This is a genomic window from Paenibacillus sp. R-74696, assembly GCF_055814915.1.
Map to the genome: position 1 here is coordinate 475064 of NZ_JBPULM010000045.1, position 20579 is coordinate 495642.

A 20579-nucleotide genomic window follows, 5' to 3' on the forward strand; every position below is an offset into this window, starting at 1 on the left:
CTCATATGCGTATCATTCGGAAGTTTTAACAGTTGGAAAGGGGATCGTTTGTGTAAGGAGCCGCCCTATTCCGCTTATCTAAAGGGGCTCCTAATCGTTTATTTTATAACCTTAACGTTTCAAGTATCGCTCATAGGCGGCTTGCTGAATTTCCAGCGCTCTTTCAATGCCCAGCTCCTTCATTTGCTGAACGTATTTATCGTAGCTGTCGGCAGACTCATTGCCTAAAATAATTTTCAGCTCCGCTTCTTTAACCAAAGCGTTAATATCGCTCATAATGCTGCTCATTTCATCCGCTTCCTCAGCCGTAGGAGTCACCGGCGGCAGCAGATGGCTCTCATGATTCGTGTTTTTCCAGATGCCCAGTGCTTCCGTCGTCTGCTTATACTTCGTTGGCAGATTACTATCCTGCTGAATCATGGGGAAGTTGGTGCCATGCGAATATTGCAGCATCACCTGGTCGCTGGCGAGTCCATTCGGGTTGTTGACGACCAAATCCGTATAGACAGGCTTGCCGTTGTCCAGCTTATACGTGACCCCTTCCAGACCATAGATGTTCAGCATGCTTCCTTCAGTGGAATAGGCGTAATCCAGCCAACGGATGGCTGCTTCTACATTTGCCGCAGTAGCGGAAATCGCTGCCGAGCTCGTACCTGCATAAGCATTGTCCAGCTGACCGAACTCTGGTAGCTCCCCTTTTGCCGCTGCTGGATAAGGGACGGCAACGAAGTTCGCCTTCGGATCTGTCTCCTGAGCCGCAGCATTGTATTTTTCAATGTAAAATTGCCAGCCAATCGTTGCTCCGCTGCTGCCAGAGGACATCTTTTTATCAACAGTCGCCGCATCGATGGAAGCAAAATCCTTGTCAATAAGCCCTTCCTTGTACCACTGGCTCATCGTTCTTAAATATTCTTTATATTGCGGCTCGACATAGCCGTACGTCACTTTTCCATCATTGACATAGAAATTGCCCATTACGCCAAACGCGCCGGCAAAACCGCCCGTGCGCTCGCCCAGAAACATCGTTCGGAACGTAACAGGTGAGCTGGCGTTTTTCTTATCTTTAAACGCTGTCAATACGGTATGCCATTCATCGATTGTTTCTGGGATATCCAAGTTCAGCTCGTCGAGCCAATCTTTGCGGATAATAGGTCCGCCATATACACGGCCAGTATCTGAACGAATGAAGGGGAAAGCATAATACGTGCCATCATCCGTCTTAATCATTTTATCGATGTCCGGATTTTCCTGAAGCACTTTCTTCAGATTTGGCGCATATTGATCCATTAAATCGTTCAGCTTTAAAATATATCCCTGTTCCACCGCCCGGTCAGGTCCGCCGGGATATTGCAGCCACGTATTTAGAAAAATATCAGGAAGCTCTCCCGAGGTCAGCAGCAGGCTGAACTTTTGATCCGTCATCGGCGTTCCGCCCAAATGCTTGATTTTAACACCGGTCCGCTTCTCGTATTCTTCATCAATCGGCTTTACTTCTGGCGTACTGCCAAGCTGCTCATCCATAAAAGAAAGCTCGACATTTCCCTGCATAGGATAAGAAAACACGCCTCCTATTTGATTATTGACATTATGATTAACAGCACTCTCATTATTGCCGTTTGAATTCGACTGGCTGCAGCCAGTTGCCAGCATGATGAAACTCAGTAGAAAAAGGACAGGCTTGCCTACCGTTTTTTTGCTGAACCATTTTGCCAATATAAAGACCTCCGTTTGCATGTATGTATGTTTCAGCTCCGCTAAACTTGTAGATTTTTATATTTGCCCGGTGTAATTCCCTCATATTTCTTGAATACACGAATGAAGGCGCTGCTGCTGGAAAAGCCCGATTTGGCTGAAGTCTCTTCTATGCTAGCTCCTTGCTGAAGCAGCAATTTCGCCTTTGAAGTACGCGTTTGGCTGATGAAGTCATGCAAGCCGACCTCCATCTGCTCTTTAAACAATCGTGATACGTATTGCGGGGTAATGCCGAACTCGGCCCCAATCATCGATACGCTGAGATTGCTATCATCAAAGTTTTTTTCTACGTACTCCGCCACCTGTTCTCCAATTCCCGTATTGGATAGCAAAGATAGCTTTTCATTGATTTTATCGCACACCATTTGCAAAATTTGCAGCAGCTCCTGCCGGAACTCCCCTCTCGTTGTACAGGCGAGCAGGCGTTTCATCGGGCGCGATTCTTCCCATATTTGTGCATGCTGGGCTTCAAGCGGGACGGATTTCATCATGGAGCTCGCCAAATCGATCATTGCACATTTGAGCATTTCAATGGAGGATTGGCTGCTGAACACCTGGTTCAAAATCCCGTCTATCTTCTCGGTCGCTTTTTCCAGATCCCCCGTCTTAATAATGTTGATAAAAGCAAGCTCATCATTGATTGACAAATAATACTCTGCTTCCAGCGGCTCAATGTCTCCATACCAGATCGACACATTTTCTTCCGAAAATAATCGGTACTCTTGGGCTTCCAGCGCTTGCAGATAGGCATGATGTATGCCGGCTACACCTAACTCCTGCTCGCTCCCCGCCATAAAAATTTGCAAGCGGTAGCGCTGATCGGTAAATTCCAGCGTTTTCACCAAAGCCTGCTCCATATCCTCTTTCCAGACGGAAATTCGCTCAGGGTGAATGTTAATAACCGCAGCAAGCATGCCGTCCATATCGGTAAAGCTTAGGCTATGAAATTCCTGGGCAACATCGAGCATAATATTGGATACGATAAAATGGGATAAATTCATCGACGTCGCACTTGCATCGTCTGGCCCAATATCGAAGAGCAGCACGGCAAAATGCTCCGAACTCCAATTCAAATGATAACGTCCCGCCGCCTCTTGGGCAGACAAGCCCTCCTCTGCCTGCCCTTTGAGCAGCCTTGTTAAATAGTAGGCCTGCAGCACCCGAAGCTGCTTGTATTCACGGCTGCTCATATCATCCCGTTCGCGAATCGTCGCCAGCGCATTTTCCCTAATAAACGAAAACTCGTCTGCCCGCCACATGCTGCGCTCCTGCTTGGAGTAGGAAAAAACATTGACCAGCTCGCGAACAGGATTATAATTTCGGCGGGCAACATCATAAATGACGACCCCGCCAATTAAAAAACAGACCAGCAAGCCAAGCAAATTCAAATTGCGAATTTCCCTCGCTTTTTCCCAAAAGGTATCCGAAGGGAAAACGCTTACATATTTCCATTCAGACGTATCCGAGGCAATATAGGAAACCATATTTTCCGTGCCGGCAATAGTCAAAAGGGAAGAATCCGCTGCTTCATCGTCCATCCCCACCATAGAAAAAATCGACGGACTTTCTATTTTATTATTTTGAAACATAATTTGGTTCGCTTGATCGACGATGTAGACGTCCCCATTGTTGACCCAATCGACATTCGCCAGCATTTTTTGCACGGTACTGCTATTTAAAGCGATGAATAGAACGCCTCGCGTTGTGTTCTTTTCCTTTATACTCGCTAATGGCTTAATTAACAATACCATATTTCCTACCCGTTTAAATTGGATAAAAGGCCTCAGCTTCCCCGATTGCATAATCGGCGTGTCCAAAATTTGCTGCCATTCCTGCTCGCTGATGTTAAGCTGCTGGCGGTTCATCTCATAAAATAAGGCCGAATCCGCGTAGGTTTCATCTGTAAGCATCGTACCCAGCTTCCCGGAATACAAATAGATCCCTTTTATAAAATGGTTGGCGGATTTATATTTGCTCAGCTCCTGTTGTATTTTAAAAATTTGAAAGGACTCCTTCTGCTCCGAGTCCGGATTCATGTTCAGAAAGGAATTCACGTCATTATGAATAGACAGCAGCATAGCCAGCTTTTCCGCTTGGCTAATTTCACTGTCCACCATATATTTAACCTGTTTGAGCATCGCACCGCTAGCTCGCTGAATTTCATACTCTACTACCTTTTTCGTTTGGGTGTACACGACAGCGCTAATTATCAATGGGATGAGCATTATGATGGCATAGGAAATAATCCACCTAAACGCAATACTTTTGCTAAAAACAAACTTCTGCTGTTTCATACTTTGCCTCCGCAAGTTGAGCCCTCTTACCGTAAGCGTAAACGGCTGTCGCCGTCCTTTAATGGCGCGGCGCGTTTCAGTCCCAGAAATATAGAGAAAGGATGGAAAAGCATATCCTTTCCTATATTTCAAGGTGAAACGGCTGTCGCCGTCCTTTAACGGCGCGGCGCGTTTCAGTCCCAGAAATATAGAGAAAGGATGGAAAAGCGTATCCTTTCCTATATTTTAAAAAACCTGCTCTGCCCTAATAGGAACTTCATAAAGTTCCCCTAGTAGCAAAGCAGTATTTGAAAGTAGTACACTATTCACTCTGTTAGAACACTCGGAATACAGGGTCATCTGCCAAAAAATAAACCGGAAGCTTCGGATACTTCTCCGTTAGCCATTCAGCTAAATATTCCATCCCCGGCGCTTCGCTCTCGGCATGCCCGAGCATAATTAAAGCTTTGCTGTGCCCTTGGTGCAGCGCATCCCTTATATATTCTGGCGTTTCCCACTCAGGTCCTTCGCCAGCTATAATCAAATCCACATTTTCTTGCTGGAGCAAGGGAATCGCCGAGCTTCCGCCCCCACTGTACCCTACCAAAACCCCTATACGTTTGCACAGCATTGTGGATTCCCCTGCGACCCGCACATAGGGAATTTGTAGCCTGCTCTTCAAATATTCAGCTACATCTCCCAGCTGCATGGCTGGTATGTCCACAATGGCCCCTGCTGCTTGCATTTCGGCAGCGACCCAACCGAGCTTACGCAGCAATCCAATCATGATAGGGTCCGGCTGGTAGCGATGCATATAATCATGAAAGCGAAAAATGCCGACATCTGCTTGTTCAATAGCAGCCGCTTTGGCCTCCACAACAGCATCGTTGCGAATCCAATCTCCGGCCTTATGATGGCTATAAAAAATCCCCTCGTGCGATACGATTAAATTGGCGCCCAAAGCGGATGCCCGCTCAATAATAAACTGCGAGGCTGTAAAGGCTGTAACAATCCCTTTGACAACGGTATGCTCTTGCCCAAAGAGCAATCTATCTACGGTAGAAGTAGGGACCTCTAGGCCTGCTTTCAAATCTTTCATCACATGTCCAATGGTAATGTTCATCGCGGCCACCTTTCATGCAGAATTAGCATAACGGAAAATGCCGTACAAATCAATTTCATTCGCAACCGAGCATTTAGGTTAATAGATTTTGCGGTGATGCTTGTCTTCTATGCCGCTTTTGCGCCAGAAGTACGTATTGATTTGATCCCGCCATTCCTCAGCATGCCGAGCCTGCTCCCGCAAACGCTCCTCTACCTGCAAGTACAGCCCTTCCTCTAACTGCCCCTCTAGGGTGCTCCAAGCTGCCCGCAATTGCGCCGCCCGCTCCACCCCTTCAAAATGAGTATCATATATATGCTGAATGACCGTCTTTCCGGAATGAAGGACATGTGTATACGGAACATGATGAAAAAATAGCAGCAGCTCATCCGGACAATGCTCCAGCGAATTATAGACTTCCGCATTCGCCCCCATATATTGCGCACTGTATCCGGTTCCCGTCTGCACCGTGCGGTCAACGCCTAATCCTTTGTTGTCTGCAAAATGATACGTTCCCCACGGCGAATATTCATAACCATCGACGTTAGGACCGTAATGATGGTTCGGATTGACCATCCAGCCAATGCCAAGCGGTGCGGTATACGACTCATAAATGCTCCACGAATCCATCAGCAGTCCGCTAACGACATCATGAACGGCTGTATCCAAAGTTAGGGTCAGCTGTATCCACTCACTCGCAATTTGTTCTGCCGTTAAATCCGGGTTCCAGGCCAGCCTTCCGTAGCCATATAAATTAGCTTGAGCCAGCAAATGCCCACTCCAGTTTGAGTCTGCTCCTACATTAGTGACGGCTGCCATCCCGTTTATCGGGTTGCCCCACAAGGAGCCGTCCACTACACGCTTGACCGGAGCCTGCTTACCACCTGCATACGTATTAAACTCCAAAATTTCCTTCCATTGAGGAACAAGATAACACAAATGCCGCTGCTGCCCTGTATACTCCTGTGTAATTTGAAATTCAATGAGCTGATTCGTATGTGCAAGCGCGCCAAAGAGCGGCGAAACAGGCTCTCTGACCTGAAAATCAAGCGGACCGTTCTTAATTTGCAGCACGACATTATCGTTAAATTTTCCATCCAACGGTTTAAAATGGTCATACGCCGCCCGCGCACGGTCGGTCGTGCGGTCACGCCAATCCTGCTTGCAGTTGTAAACAAAGCAGCGCCAAATGACGATGCCGCCATGCGGCTCCAGCGCTTCTGCCAGCATATTGGCTCCCTCTGCATGGTCGCGGTCATACGTAAAGGGACCCGGACGATTTTCAGAATCGGCTTTGACCAGAAAACCGCCAAAATCCGGTATGGCTGCGTAAATTTCCGAAGCTTTATTGCTCCACCAGGCTTGCACATTCTGATCCAGCGGATCAGCCGTCGCAAGCCCGCCGATCTGAATCGGGCTCGCGAAATTGATGCTGAGGTACAAGCGAATGCCGTAAACTCGAAAAATATCAGCGAGCTTCGCCACTTGCGGCAGGTAGGTCGGCGTAATAAACAGCGTCTCTTCCTGATGAACATTGACATTGTTAATCGCAATCGCATTGATGCCAACCGAAGCCATCATTCTGGCGTAATCGCGCAGCCGCTCCTGATCCTCCGTAAAACGATTATTTTGATATAAAAAAGAGTTTCCGGCATAACCACGCTCAATGCTGCCGTCGAAATTATCCCAATGATTAATCATCCGCAGTCCGTTTACCGGAGCGCTGACGAGATCAAGCTCATCGATTGCCGCGCCTGTGCCTATAAGTCTCAGCAAATGAAATACGCCATAAAGCACACCTGCTGGAGATGCAGCACCGATTACTAGACAGGAATGAGCAAAACTCGTGCGAATAACGAACCCTTCCGCTTTTGCGTCCTGAATATCTTTTTCGCTAAACAAGCTTGGATAGCGCACATTTAAGGAATCAAACGTTCCGAGCGAGATATAACGCTGCCCCTGCTCGGCAGCGGCTGACACGGAATGGCCCAGCATAGCTTCTAGGCCGAGCTTTAGTTCAGCCACCGCAGCCTGAATCGTTTCCTGTTCTTCCAAGGAAACGATTGCGCCGCCCCACTGTCGATACTGCTCCAATTGCGCACCTGGCAAAGCCTTGTTATAGCTTAGCCAAGCATGGTAGCCGCTTTCCGCTGACTTATGTTTCCTCGCATTCTCATTCATCTTTTTAGCACCTCTTCCTATTGTTTGAATTTGCGTTAGCTGCTTTTGACAAGCGAATAGTCAGCCGACTTCTCATATAGCCACAAAATGGCGGTCACGCCGCGGGGGTAATATTTGCTGCCTACAATTTGACCGGACAACACCTGGTCGCTCCAGCACCAATAGGACAATTCAGGATGAAGCAGCCAATCGACATGAGCCGAATCGGCAAGCTGACCGCTCTCCTCCCACGGCATATTCATAATTTCCCTTGCAATAAATTGACATAAATAAATTTTGCTAAGCCATGAATTATTGCTTGTCGAAGATAATTTCCACGCTCCGTCTTCAAATAGGCATACGCCAGGCACAAGCACCGTTTTCAAATGAAGGTGAAGACTGCTCAAATAGTCTGCGAACCTGCCATTTGGATCAAGGGCCTCCTTGCAGCCCGTAAACAACGGAAAAACCAGCCCTTCAATCGCAGGAATGATGCGCGAGTGATTGTTTTCACCGATAATAGCCGGTATATAGCCTTCTTCTGTCAAAGCAGCTGTAATGGACGCCGCACATTTATCTGCTTGATCGCCAGCCTCTGTCGACAATTCTAGCAAGCCTTCTGCTTGGAACAGGCGCTCGAGCGCCACGTAAGCGGCCCAGCATTTTCCCGCCATATAAATATTGTTGCGGGACTGGCCCAAAGAGGTATCCAGACTGTCATAGGTGGAAATTTCGGCCCCGCCCTGCGTACGTGTGCTGTCCAGCGCCATGAGTCCGTTACGCTGCTCCCTTACCGGATGATCCCGGTTCAGCATGCTCTCAAAGCAGGAGCGGATGACCGGCAGCATGTTTGCCGTAAACTCCGCATCCTTCGTTTGCTCTATATATACAAGCGCCGTACAAAGCCAATTGACCAGCTCTTCATGGGACATATAAGAGAAGCAGTCGTCCAGCCCCGCCAGCTCATACGCCGAATATTGCGGACGGGAAAAAACATTCGCCACGCCGACATCATGGGTGAACGTTATACCTCCGGGAAATGGCTCCTGTTCACCAGGAAACGTCACCTGATCCTCGTAGCTGTACCTTTCTACAAACAGCTCCAATTCGTTTCTTACCGTCCAAGGATTCATGATCAATTCAAAAAACAGCTGATCCACCGTTAAATCCAGCGTATTCATCATCCGATATTCGCCTTCATTCACGATCCATAGCGCTTTGCCGTCATGGTCCAGCATTTGGGTGCTTCCGTAATAGCTGTGAATAGCGTGCGAGAGCATAAACTTTTGATCGACCGAAAGCTTGGAATCATTAATCCATTGATCTGCATGCTGACAAGAGAGAGTCAGCTCCTGAAAATGCTCCAAGGCGTACGCAGCCACGCTGTTGATATTTTTAAAATAACGGGTGTATGCATAGGAAGCTTCAATGCCTGTTGTGACAATGCCATCGCGATAGAAGCAAATCGCAAACTTGTACGTGCGCGTCTCGCCCGGCGGTACCTCCATTAGAATGGCTCCGGTTCCGCCCAAGCCAAATGCATAGTTATGCTCATAGCGCTCATCCAAAATTTTCTCCATCGTAAATCCCAGCGCACTCTGAACATCGTCCGCATCGCAAGCGATAGCGGTCAAGCGGCCTTGCCCGATGCCTTCAAATTGCCCTCCGCTCGTATCGCCCAGTCTGCGCATCGCACTGTAGGGATCACTCCCTTCATACCCAATAAAGCCTCTTCTGGAGGTGGATCCTTTGCTGTTGTCCAGCGTCAATTCAGCGAAAACAGCCGGAACGATCGCTTGCTTCAGCTCCTCTGGGCTGGCTGTTGTCGGATCTGGTACCGAGCGGACAGGAGAATAAATACGCAGCATTACATCACCCGCCTGCCATGTATCTGTACCTGCGCCGAGCGTTCGCGAAATTTGATCGTCATTAAATGCTCTCAGCTTAGCTGTCGCCTGCTGATCCTTATCGCTTGGCTCTACTTTTTCCACATCATATCTGGAGCTTTCGTCGGCGGCCGCTTCAAAAAACGGCAAGGCCTCATAAACGCTTCCATCTCTTGCCTGCATCCCTATATATATGTTCTGATCGGCTGGCTTCCCTAGCTCTGAGGCAAGTCCGCCCTTCTTTCCCTTGAAGCCCAAGGTGAAGCTCGAAAAAGCTCCGATGGGAGAGTGCTGAACATTATAAAATTTATTTTGATTAGCCAATGTTATTACCCCTTCCTAACCGTTATCTAAAATAAAAATAAAGCGTTTGCATGATTTATTTTCATCCTAGCACGTCGGGTTGAGCCGAAGCCATTGTCAAATCGATCAATTATTTACCCAAATCGGGCTAAATGCGCTATACTCGTAGTTAAGCATAGCATGGAAATTTGCGAGGAATGGAACGGAGGCGTTGCATGATAGCAGCCACTTTTATACCGCCTATACTGGGGCAATGCATTAGCGAAGCTATTGTTCCCGATGTCAAAACAACGATAAACCTGTTTGGCATGCATTTGCGCAAAGTAAGCGGACAATGGGATTACCCGGTGCATACCCATCCCCAATATGAAATCAATTACGTGCTTGAGGGCGAGCAATTGTTTATCGTCAATGACCGTCCTTATATCCAGCAGGCTGGGGCTCTCATGTTCCTTCAGCCAGGCGCCTCTCACGCCAGCAAAAGCGGTAACGGCAAACCGTTCACTTATTTTTGCCTGCATTTTGACATCGATGATCGCATGTTTTTATCCTTATTAAGTCGGCTCGATTCTGTCCTTTTTGATACCGACAGCAATGTCGTCCAGCAATTAAGGCCCGCTCTCAACAAAGTTATCGAAATGTCGAGCCAGCTCGCTGAACATTCCGCAGTCAAGCTTACGGAACGGATGCGGCTTCAATCCGCTGTTTTTGAGCTTTTCGGCCAGCTCTGGGAAGCCCTTTCTGCGGAAGCTGACCTCCACTCTTCCGTCTCCTATGAAAAAGTCCAGCTGGCTCATCAAATTCGCGACAAGCTGCAGGGACTTATCTACCAGCAATTCAAGCAGGATGCTGCTGCAGTTAACCAGCATTACGGCATTGACGACATTGCGGCCGAGCTTGGCATCAGTGTCTCCCACTGCAACCGCGTGTTTAGGAAGGTTTTTGAAATATCGCCGCGCGTGTTTCTCTCCAAGGAGATGCTGCATGAGGCGAAGGTGCTGCTTAATGATCCACAAATGTCAATCAGCCAAATTTCCGCGATTCTCGGCTACCGCGATATTTCGCATTTTAGCCGGCAGTTCAAGCGCTGGCATGGTGCTTCGCCGAGTGAGTATCGACGTTCGAATGACGAAAAAAATAGGACAGCGGCAGCCATGGATGAGAACGAATCCTAGACTGCCGCTGTTTTATGGAAATCAATTTACCCATCGAACTTTACGTCTAACGTACATCTACCGTTATTTTTCATCATCCAGCGCCCAAAGAATAGCTTTTTCGAGGTAAACATTCCAAAAGTCCCATGTATGGGCACCAGGGCTTTCCGTATACGAGATTTCAACATTTTCAGAAACCAGAAAGTTATGGAACTTCTGATTGACGTCGAGTAGAAAATCCTCGGTACCGCAAGCCATATAAATACGAGGAATCTCCTCGTTGCTTCGTTTTAGGTTTAAAATCAGCGCTTCCGGATCTTTATCGCTCCCTAGCAGTTGATTTAAGTCGCCGAATACCCGTGTAAAATAGTTATAATCAGCTACTCCATCCCGATAATCCTCAGCAGCTCCCGCAATTTGATAGGGTAAAATGGCAGAGGAGAACGCCATAATTTTGCTGAAATTCCCGGCATATTTCAAACCATTGCGGATCGCACCGTAGCCGCCCATGGATAAACCGCCAATAAAGGTATCTTCTCTTCTTGTCGACAAAGGGAACATTTCTCGTGTAAAGGCGACCAGCTCATTGCCGATATATTCTCCGAACAATTCACCTTTGCCCAGGTCATCCACATAAAAATGATTTTCTCCGGATGGCATGAACACCGCGATTTGATGGTTATTGGATAGCTCCCTAATTCTTGTGTAGCTAATCCAGTCCATACAGCTTCCCGAATAACCATTCAATAAATAGAGTGCCTTCATCGGTTTTTTCTCCGCTACCGCTTGACCCGGTATTTCAAACTTGTCTAATGGAATCAGCGCATTAAAAGTGATTTCTCTTCTCAGCGATTTTGAATAAAAATGAACCTGCATCATTGCCATTGTTCATATCCCCAATCTATTTTTATCATCATTACACGTCGTATTCAATGGTAAGCCCGCCATCATCCATATAATGAATCACTGACTTACTCGTCCTCAGATTAATAAACAGCGTGCATTGCTTATTATCCTTCTTCCATTCCAAGCAAACTTCATCGTTTGCCGAATCCAAGACGTTAAATTCTCCGTTAAAAGCATCGTACTCATTTCTGAATCTGATGAGCTTTAGCAGCCGCTGAACCACCTCTTGTTCCAGAGAGGCTTCCATTTCTTGAACGGTATAATTATGGCGATTAATTTCACGGCCTTCTCCGGTCCGGAACACGCTTTTAATATCGTTTTCACCCGCCAGCAGTCCAACATAATAAACTTGAGGGATACCTGGCACAAAAAATTGAATCGCTCTTGCCGCTAAATAGGCATCATCATCGCAATTGAGGACCGAATAATACGAGCATCTGATTTGATGGACGTCGAAACCGTCTGCGGCTTTGTGCTCATCCGACAAGATCAAGCTCAGGTTCGAGCCTCTAGCTAAGCATTCATCCACAACTGCCCTCGCCATTTGGGTATCAATCAGATCGTCTAAATCCGGCTTGACGGGAATGTCGTCATGGCAATCCAGCATGGTGAACTGCTTGGCTGGCCTTGATATGAGATAGTGGCGTAGTGAGCTGCTTGTTTTATTTATCAAGGTGTCAAGTACGATATAGGGCAATATAAAATCATATATCCAGTACCCACGCTCCGCCAGTTTGTATTGAATCGTGTAATGGGAATGGACCTCGGGCAGCAATTCGATGTCAAGCGATTCAGCAAGCTCCATGATCCAATCTAGAAACGCATAGATTTCCGGTTCCACGAAGAAGCAGCTTGTCCCCAGCTTTTTGATCATATATCCGACTGCATCAAGCCTTACAATCTTTATGTTTTGTTTCTTGAAGTTAGTAAAAAACTCGGTTAGCAAAGCTTTTACCTTCAACGAATTAATGTCTAAATCAATTTGCTCAGATGGATCCGATTTTCCAAAGGTCGTCCATACTCGCTCTTCTTGGCCGGATTCATGAATTGTAAAGGTAGAGTATGGCAGCGGTCTCCGCAAAAACATTTTATCAATATCTGCTTGTACCGGCTCCCCGTCTTCCCATATCTTATCTAAAGTGATAAACAAATCGGCGTATTGCGAGTTTCTGCCCTTTTCCAGAAAGTCTTGGAAGTATTCAGATTGTCTTGAGATGTGATTGACCATTAAATCTACCAATACATCAAATTCTTCTCCGATGGCTCTGATATCCTCCCAGCTCCCGAAGGCAGGATCGATCTCCAGATAGGTTAATGGCGCAAACCCTCTGTCGCCCGATGACGGAAAAGGAGGTAAAATATGAACACCTCCTTTAAAAACGTCGGAGAAATGTTTCGTCAGCATTTGATGAAGCGCTTTCAGATCGCCTCCCAATGAATCAGGATATGTAATTAACTGTACTTGATTTTTCACGGCCATATCAAGTTCTCCTATATTGCGTATTGTTGTTTCAATATGTCTAGCTCAGGTAAATCGACGATGGCACCGGTATATTTTAATTTATAGGCACTAACGGCAAACCCGAACGATAATGCCTCTTTTATCGTGTAGCCTTTAACGGCTGCCGCATAAAATCCCGACCAGAAGGCGTCACCCGCCCCCGTCGTATCAACAATCTCTTTAGCAAAGCTGTCAAATCGCATCGTTTCTCTTCCATTGGAGACGATAGCGCCATCCTTGCCTAAGGTCATAATGACAAGTTTAGCTCCCAGCTCCAAAAACTTTGCGATTTGATTCTCATGCGAATCCTTTCCGAACAGTCTTTCCGCATCATCCTCGGACGGCTTGATAATATCGACTTTATGGATGATCGACTTCACATATTGAACCCCATCCTCGCCCTTTTGCCAGATCATAGGGTGGTAGTTGGGATCAAAACCGATCAGGATATGATTTTTCTTTGCTATTTCAATTACTTCTTCAATGGTTTGACGAACCGGTGCCGTAGAGATCGGCCAACAAGAGAAGTGAACAATTTTGGAATGCAATAGGGCTTCCTCAAGGGTAGAGGTAAAAGCTAAATGGGAGTCCGCCCCTCTATAAAAAATAGGTATAGGCGTTGATTTGCTTTTCGTCACCACAACCATACTCGTCGAATAATCATTTCGCTGAACGCACCGGGTATCCATATCCGCGCTTTTCAACCGGTTGATCAAAAATGACCCCAGATCGTCTTCCCCTACCGCCGAAGCGACGATGGAATGGATCCCTAGTCGCTTAACATTCATCGCGATATTAGAAGGTGATCCGCCGAACAGCTTGTGGTAGTTCGTATTATTGACGTTATCGTCATAAGCTTCAGACATCATGTCGATTAGCAGCTCTCCAACGGTTAGAACATCATTCTTCTTAGATGGAAACACCAGTTTATCTTGAAAATGAAACAAACCATTTCCTCCTGTCTATGCTAGAAAGTCAAACCGGCATCGTTCAAATTAGGCGATAAAAATGCAGATGTACGCCTTCCTCATGGGGAGATAACGTTCCCACGAATACACAATCGTTCAACCAACGATATTTTTCCCCTGCTACTTCGAAGGTTGGTGTCGTGTAAATATACACTTCCTTCTCAGAGCCTGATTCCTTAACATAACTTTTTCCTTGATTTAATACTGAAATCAGCGTTCCGTCCTCAGCCTGCAGCGTGTAACGGGCCCAAACCTCGCCAGTACCGTCAGCTCTTGATAAGTTCCAATCCGCCCCGCCTGGCACCACTTTCCCCTTGATGCTTGGCCCTGTGAAATAACCTCCGGTAATCGGTACAACCCGGCGTATACCCGCATGCGTCTGTCCGATTTCTAAGTTCGGATCACAATGGACAACAAGCTCCAATGCGAGTTCTAATGATGGTTGCATATTTTTGCACTCCTTCTCTAAGGGTCTTTACCTCTTACAAGTAGATAAAGGGCTCTTCAGCATCGATAAAGGAGACTGGAATACCTTCGACCAAAGGCTGCAGCCACTGCGCCATATGCTTCATGCCGGACTCCTCGCTTCGTTCATGTCCTATTACCAGCATGGCTTTATTAAGACCAAGCATCTTGGCATCATTAACATAGGCACACAGCGTCCATTCCACAATTTCTCCACACACCATCACATCAAGATTTTTATCCCGCATAAGCTCTATCGGCATTTGTTCTCTGCCAAGTCCCAAGCTGCCACCGCCGACGAGTATGCCAATTCTTGAACACGGCATTGCGGGATCGCCCACGATTTGGATGACCGACATATTTAGCTTTTGCTTGAAAAAATCAGCCAGTTCTCCCAGCGTAGTTTGAGCGATCTCATACGTATGCGGCTGGTTCTTTTCGATCATTTGCTCCTCCCAACCGATATCCTTCAATAGGCCATCATAGATTCGGTCTGTATGCCCCATATGCATATGATCATGAAATCTCCAAATCGCGATCTTGCTATCTGCGATGAGCTTCTTCTTTGCCAGATAAACGGGGTCATGTTCCAGCCAATCGATTTCATCCTTTCCCGTATAGAAGGTGGGCTCGTGGGTAATGATCATGTTCGCGCCATGCGCAATCGCCTTTCTGATCACATCGACGGTAGCCATAAAGCTCGTGACAATACCCGTCACTTCCATATTAGGATCGCCGCTCATTAATAGATCCCCTGATTTTTCTAATTTCCGATCGCCGCAAGTATCGAATATAACCGTATCCATTACTTCTTGTACCTTCATTTTCTTCTCTCCTTTATCTATCCTTTTACTGCTCCAATTACGACGCCTTTAGTCAAATACTTCTGAAGGAAGGGAAGGACGACTAAGATCGGTAAAATGCCAATAACAGCCATTGCCATCCGAACTGCCGTGCTGGGAAGCTCTACGGCGCCGGCACCAATCATACTGCTCGCCTGGTCAGACTTTAAAAATTGGATATTGTTCATTAACTGAATCAAGAGATTTTGAACGCCATAGTATTGAGGCTTCGTTATATAATACAAGGCATTGATCCAATCATTCCAGTACGTTAAGGCTGTAAACAAACCGATTGTCACCAAAACCGGAATGGATAATGGAAGCATAATTCTGTAAAAGGTTTTCAGCTCGGAAGCGCCGTCGATTTGTGCCGATTCGATCAAATCCACAGGCACATTATTTTTATAATAGTTGCGAACGAGCAGAACGTTAAAACCGCTTATCAGATAGCTAGGCACGATTAACGCCCACATTGAATCCTTAATATGAAAAAATTTCGTCCACATCATATAACTAGGGACTACTCCACCGCTAAACAGCATCGTGAAAAAGACAATAAAGGCCAAAACATTATGAAGCTTAAAGTCTCTTCTTGCCATCGGATAGGCAAGCATGGCGGTCAGAATCGTGCTGACAGCGGTCCCGACGATGGTGACGAAGAAGGATACACCGTAGGCTCTCACAAAAGTTGAAGCGGTTGTGTACATGTACACATAGGCATCCAGGCTCCATTTTTCCGGAAAGTAGCTGTATCCGTTGCTGATCAAGGCCGACTCTTCCGTAAAAGAAGCAACGAAAATTAAAATAAAGGGTAAAAAAGCCGCTAAGGTGATCAAAGACATAACGATGGCTGAGAAATGGGCAAAGGTCCGTTCCCCTCTTGTTTGTATCAACGTATTTACCCCCTAAAATAAAGCATTGTCAGCATTCACTTTTCTGACAATCGCATTCACAATCAACACAAGAATGAAACCAACTAACGACTGATAGAGGCCGGCTGCTGCGGACATTCCAATATCATTTAATTGAATGAGAGCACGGTACACATACGTATCGATCGTCTGTGTGGTGCTGTACAAGGCGCCTGCATTCATCGGCACTTGATAGAACAAGCCAAAATCAGAATTGAAGATTCTCCCAACCGAAAGGAGTCCTAGTATAATGATCGTCGGTTTCAGCAAAGGCAGCGTGATATTGAAAATTTGCTTCAGTTTGCCTGCGCCATCGATTTTCGCAGCTTCATAAATGCTCTTATCGATGCCAGCGATAAATGCAAAATAAACGATTGAGCCGTAGCCCGCAGATTTCCACAATTGAATGATAACTAATATATAGGGCCAATATTTGGCCTCCGAATACCAGCTGATTTCCGGAAGTCCCAACGGACGCAAAATGGAAAGATTAATAAATCCGCTATCCGAATTAAGAAAAGCAAATACGAGATAAGACAGCACCACCATAGATATCAGATTCGGGAGTACTAGACCGGACTGGAAAAACTTCGAGTATACCTTCGTTAACAGCTCAGACATGAGCAAAGCTATAAAAACCGAACAGATCGTGCCTAAAACAATAAAAGCTACGTTATATAAAATCGTATTTCTTGTCATGATGAAGGCATCGCTTGTATGAAAGAGAAACTTAAAATTATCGAACCCAACCCAATCGCTGCCAAATATCCCTTTCGTAAAATCTACTTCTTTGAACCCAATAAAGATTCCCAGCATCGGAATATAATTATTAATGAGCAAATAAAGCAGACCTGGAGCCGCAAGAAGCAGCAGCGGCATCATCTTTTTTAATTCTCGGCGTTTTGCAACCGTAGCGTTCATCAACATGTCTCCTTTTGTCTAAGGTGGAGCTTGCAGCCTGCTATAAGCTCCACCTTGGACATCTTACTTGTTTTATTACTTTTTGTTCGCCAGCCAAGCGTCCAGCTGCTCCTGCTTCGCCTTGATAATGGCTTCCGCGCCAGCATTGTTCAGCGCTTCTGTGAATTTTGGTATCGTCGTTTCTGGGTCAAGCGATCCGGTAACCAACCCAGGAAGATATTGATTGACGACATTGTTAATAGAGGTCATTTGCGTTTTCACACTGTTTTGGTCGAAAATAAATCCAAAATACGGAGATCTTTCCGTCTCTTTATTTTCTTTCAGCTTCAGCTCAATATCCGACCAATCTGCGCCCTCAAGCTGATACTGAAGAGACTCCGAACCAACAATTCCGGAACTCAAATACGCTGTGTAAGCAACCGTAGAAGCATTTTTGCCTTCCGGGAACTTGACATGATGCTCATCAACCTTCACATAATCCTCGCCTTCGATGCCATACAGCAGCGTGTTAATAAGTTCAGCATCCGTATATAATAAGTTTAAAAACTTCATGGAAGCATCTGGAACTTTACTCCTGCTAGAGACCATCCAAACAACAGCATTGACGGCAATCGTATCGAAATAGAAGGGTGCAATGCGTTTTGTCTCCAGATTCTTTCCCGTTTGTGCGCTAAGCGCTTGTGCAAGAGCCATGCCGCTATACCCTCCCATAAAGGCGAACCCGCGGCCTGAGGATATGATTTCAGAAAATGGACTTGAAGCGGTTGCCGCATCCTTCTGCAAGTACCCTTTGTTGTACCAGTCTCTCATCATTGAAGCGCCAGCTTTAAATTCATCCGTTTCGTAAAAATTCCGCACCTTGCCGTCATTTCCGATGACGACACCGACACCCGTACTGTCCGTCAGAAAGTCGACTTTATGCGTTCCCCTTAACAGCCTCACCAAGCCCGTATCACTAGGGCTGACATTGATGGGTCCGAAAGGAACGACATCTGGAAGCTTTTCTTTCAAGACATCAAATACCGCCGGCAGATCCTTTACCGATTGGATATCGTCAGCGGACACGCCAATTTCCGACATCATATCGGAGTTGTAGACCAAATTAGTTGGAAGCGCCATCCCTTTATTTGCGGGAATCCCATAAATTTGACCATCAATCGTTGTAGCTTCAAGGAGATCATCACCGAAATCCTTATCTAGAATTCCTTTCATTTCTTTCCCATATTGCTGTAGAAGATCATTCATCGGATATAGCTGCTTTTTCGATGCAAAATTCGCGAACTGCTCGAAGCCCGTAAAGATGTCCAACTGCTCACCGCTTTGCAGCGCCAGGTTTACTTTCTGGCTATAATCAGCTGGTCCATACAATTTCAATTCAACCTCTACATTAATCTTTTCCTTCGTAATCTTATTAATAGCGTCCGTTACGCGGCTCAGATCGTCAGGAATTCGGTTAAAGGACGGGAGTGCGAATACCACTTTTTCAATCTTTCCAGCAGCCTCTTTAGTCGTTTCGTTCGCGGATTCTGTGCCGCACGCGGTTAACGAAGAACCGATTAAGGTTACGGACAAAAGCAGTGCAGTGATTCCCCTCTTTGTGCTCATTTGTTCTGCCTCCATTCGAATAATGAATCTCCTTTATCTTAACTTCAATCCACTTTCAAAACTTTAATAAATCCGTGCTCTTTTTTAAAAAATAAGCACTCTGCTTATTATTTGAATCCCCATCCATCTTCTTTACTCGATAAAAAAACAGCAACTTCGCCACCTCTTCTGGGTAACCTAGTTGCCGTTGATTATTTTTTCAGATGTTAAACCTTCAGTACGTTATATTTAGCCCGAAACGCATTCGGAGTGTCGCCTGTGACTTTTTTAAATACAGTGGAGAAATAGGACAGACTGTCAAATCCCGTTTGGGTTGCAATATGGCTAATACTTTCCTTACTATGGATAAGCATTTCTTGCGCAACCTTTACCCGGTACTCATTCAAATACTCCTTGACCGACAAGCCCGTTTCCAGTTTAAAGCGTTTAGCTAAATAGTCCGGCGTTAAAAACACGACTGCCGCTATATCTTCCCGATTTAAATCCTGATCGTAATGCTCTTGGATGAATCTTTTTGCCTTTTCAACGACACCTTCAGAAGCTAGGATCAGCTTTAGAAAATCAATCGTTGTATTCGTTACATAATTTGCCCATTTCATGAATTCAAATACACTGCCATTCGAGCTTTGAGCCAATTGCTGAGCGACCTCATCCGAAAATAATTTATGAGCCTGAATATTGTTTTTATACAATAGGGCATAGACAACCTGTACGAAATCCTGGTGTATGGCACGTATGGTATTCACATCCAGTTTATTAAGGGACGCAAGCAGCTCTAGTTCCTTTTTCAACAAATGAACGATCTTCACTCTTTCTCCTTGAATAAACAACGTATTCATTAGAGCAACATCGAGCGAATAAGGTTCAGAGTAGGAAGGAATAAAACGCTCCTTGCCATCATGAACTTTACCTTTATAAATGATGTTCTTTTTATCCATTTCCTCTAGCCTTATTTTAGCTTCGGCGATTTGGAAAATGGCATTCCCTTCTGCAAGATAGGAAGTAGCCGTGCAGCGGAATAGCTCCCTGCATTGTTTAATGAGTTTATTGGATTTCTCCTTTACCATATCGATGGATTCCAGCTCAGGTATAATTAAAGCGCTGTAAAAAACATCCTCCATTTTGTAAGTGACGATTTGGGAGTGATCGGTCGTCCCAAACCATAAATCCGAACATAAGTTATGCAAGGCATATTTGAACGTGTTATCGTTCCATTCGATCTCCATATCGTTTTTGCTGACGCAGGTAATCACAAGGAGGTAACGTTCCTCTAAATGGAGGTCCAAATCCCTTTTCCGCATTTCGGACTGAATCACATCGAGTCGGGGAGGTATCGTCGCAAACATAATGTCTCTCCAGAAGCCCTGCTCAACGAGATCACGATTTTTCAACCATGCCTGTCCGTATTTGCTGTATGCATTGAGTTCCCTTCTTTGCTTGATGACATCTATCGCCTTTATTAGAGACGTCTCCAGTTTATCTTTATCGAAGGGCTTAATGACATACGCATCCGCATTAAACGAAATGGCTGTGGAGGCAAAATCAAAGCTTTCGTGACAGGTAAAGAAAATAAAGCCGCAGTCGTATTTATGCTCTCTTACCCATTTGATCATATCGAGCCCGGTACCCTTTGGCATTTCAATATCACATATGATAATGTCAGGGATACTCTGTTCAAATAGCAATTTCGCATCGGATATATTGTGTGCGGTTGTGATTTTGGAAATGCCGAATGCATCCCAGTCTACAAAATCGTTCAAGACGTTTACTGTCGGGATATCATCGTCAATTAATAAACATTGCATCTGTTTCATCCCCTTTGTATGGAGT

Annotated in this window: 15 protein-coding genes; 1 reads left to right on the forward strand and 14 read right to left on the reverse strand. The window is 45.8% G+C overall.

The genetic code is table 11. The annotated features are described in order from the left end of the window. Positions 1-111: 111 nt before the first annotated feature. From ACSR9A_RS22365 to ACSR9A_RS22385, 5 genes are all read right to left on the reverse strand, one after another. Entirely contained in the window at positions 112-1650 is a 1539-nt protein-coding gene (locus ACSR9A_RS22365) for an extracellular solute-binding protein (RefSeq protein WP_473760225.1), read from the reverse strand. Positions 1651-1754: 104 nt separating this feature from the next. Next, a complete protein-coding gene (locus ACSR9A_RS22370) occupies positions 1755-4046 on the reverse strand; it encodes a helix-turn-helix domain-containing protein (protein ID WP_473759542.1) in 2292 nt (763 codons plus the stop codon). Between the two features lie 313 nt (positions 4047-4359). After that, a complete protein-coding gene (locus ACSR9A_RS22375) occupies positions 4360-5148 on the reverse strand; it encodes a Nif3-like dinuclear metal center hexameric protein (RefSeq protein ID WP_473759544.1) in 789 nt (262 codons plus the stop codon). 78 nt (positions 5149-5226) lie between these two features. Then, positions 5227-7308 (reverse strand): alpha-glucuronidase family glycosyl hydrolase, encoded by a 2082-nt coding sequence (locus ACSR9A_RS22380; protein WP_473759545.1) that lies wholly within the window; start codon positions 7306-7308, stop codon positions 5227-5229. A 35-nt stretch (positions 7309-7343) separates the two neighbouring features. Continuing rightward, positions 7344-9497 (reverse strand): glycoside hydrolase family 52 protein, encoded by a 2154-nt coding sequence (locus tag ACSR9A_RS22385; protein ID WP_473759547.1) that lies wholly within the window; start codon positions 9495-9497, stop codon positions 7344-7346. 194 nt (positions 9498-9691) lie between these two features. On the opposite strand from ACSR9A_RS22385, the gene ACSR9A_RS22390 reads away from it, so the two are divergent. Then, positions 9692-10651, forward strand: a complete 960-nt coding sequence (locus ACSR9A_RS22390; protein WP_473759549.1) for an AraC family transcriptional regulator — start codon at positions 9692-9694, stop codon at positions 10649-10651. Positions 10652-10714: 63 nt separating this feature from the next. Here ACSR9A_RS22390 and ACSR9A_RS22395 read toward each other — a convergent pair whose 3' ends face one another. From ACSR9A_RS22395 to ACSR9A_RS22435, 9 genes are all read right to left on the reverse strand, one after another. Then, the gene (locus tag ACSR9A_RS22395; RefSeq protein ID WP_473759550.1) at positions 10715-11515 is read right to left on the reverse strand and encodes an alpha/beta hydrolase; all 801 of its coding nucleotides are present in this window, start codon (positions 11513-11515) and stop codon (positions 10715-10717) included. Between the two features lie 31 nt (positions 11516-11546). Beyond that, a complete protein-coding gene (gene gtfA, locus ACSR9A_RS22400; RefSeq protein WP_473759552.1) occupies positions 11547-13016 on the reverse strand; it encodes a sucrose phosphorylase in 1470 nt (489 codons plus the stop codon). Between the two features lie 11 nt (positions 13017-13027). Next, a complete protein-coding gene (locus ACSR9A_RS22405) occupies positions 13028-13984 on the reverse strand; it encodes a carbohydrate kinase family protein (RefSeq protein WP_473759553.1) in 957 nt (318 codons plus the stop codon). Positions 13985-14027: 43 nt separating this feature from the next. Continuing rightward, positions 14028-14453 carry a DUF3237 domain-containing protein gene (locus ACSR9A_RS22410; protein ID WP_473759555.1) on the reverse strand — a complete coding sequence of 142 codons (426 nt, stop codon included), beginning with the start codon at positions 14451-14453 and terminating at the stop codon, positions 14028-14030. A 34-nt stretch (positions 14454-14487) separates the two neighbouring features. After that, positions 14488-15294, reverse strand: a complete 807-nt coding sequence (locus ACSR9A_RS22415; RefSeq protein ID WP_473759557.1) for a Nif3-like dinuclear metal center hexameric protein — start codon at positions 15292-15294, stop codon at positions 14488-14490. A gap of 17 nt (positions 15295-15311) precedes the next feature. After that, positions 15312-16205 carry a carbohydrate ABC transporter permease gene (locus tag ACSR9A_RS22420; protein WP_341282252.1) on the reverse strand — a complete coding sequence of 298 codons (894 nt, stop codon included), beginning with the start codon at positions 16203-16205 and terminating at the stop codon, positions 15312-15314. A 12-nt stretch (positions 16206-16217) separates the two neighbouring features. After that, a complete protein-coding gene (locus tag ACSR9A_RS22425; protein ID WP_473759559.1) occupies positions 16218-17144 on the reverse strand; it encodes an ABC transporter permease in 927 nt (308 codons plus the stop codon). Positions 17145-17219: 75 nt separating this feature from the next. Next, the gene (locus ACSR9A_RS22430) at positions 17220-18749 is read right to left on the reverse strand and encodes an ABC transporter substrate-binding protein (RefSeq protein WP_473759561.1); all 1530 of its coding nucleotides are present in this window, start codon (positions 18747-18749) and stop codon (positions 17220-17222) included. A 206-nt stretch (positions 18750-18955) separates the two neighbouring features. Continuing rightward, positions 18956-20554, reverse strand: a complete 1599-nt coding sequence (locus ACSR9A_RS22435; RefSeq protein ID WP_473759562.1) for a response regulator transcription factor — start codon at positions 20552-20554, stop codon at positions 18956-18958. Positions 20555-20579: the final 25 nt, after the last annotated feature.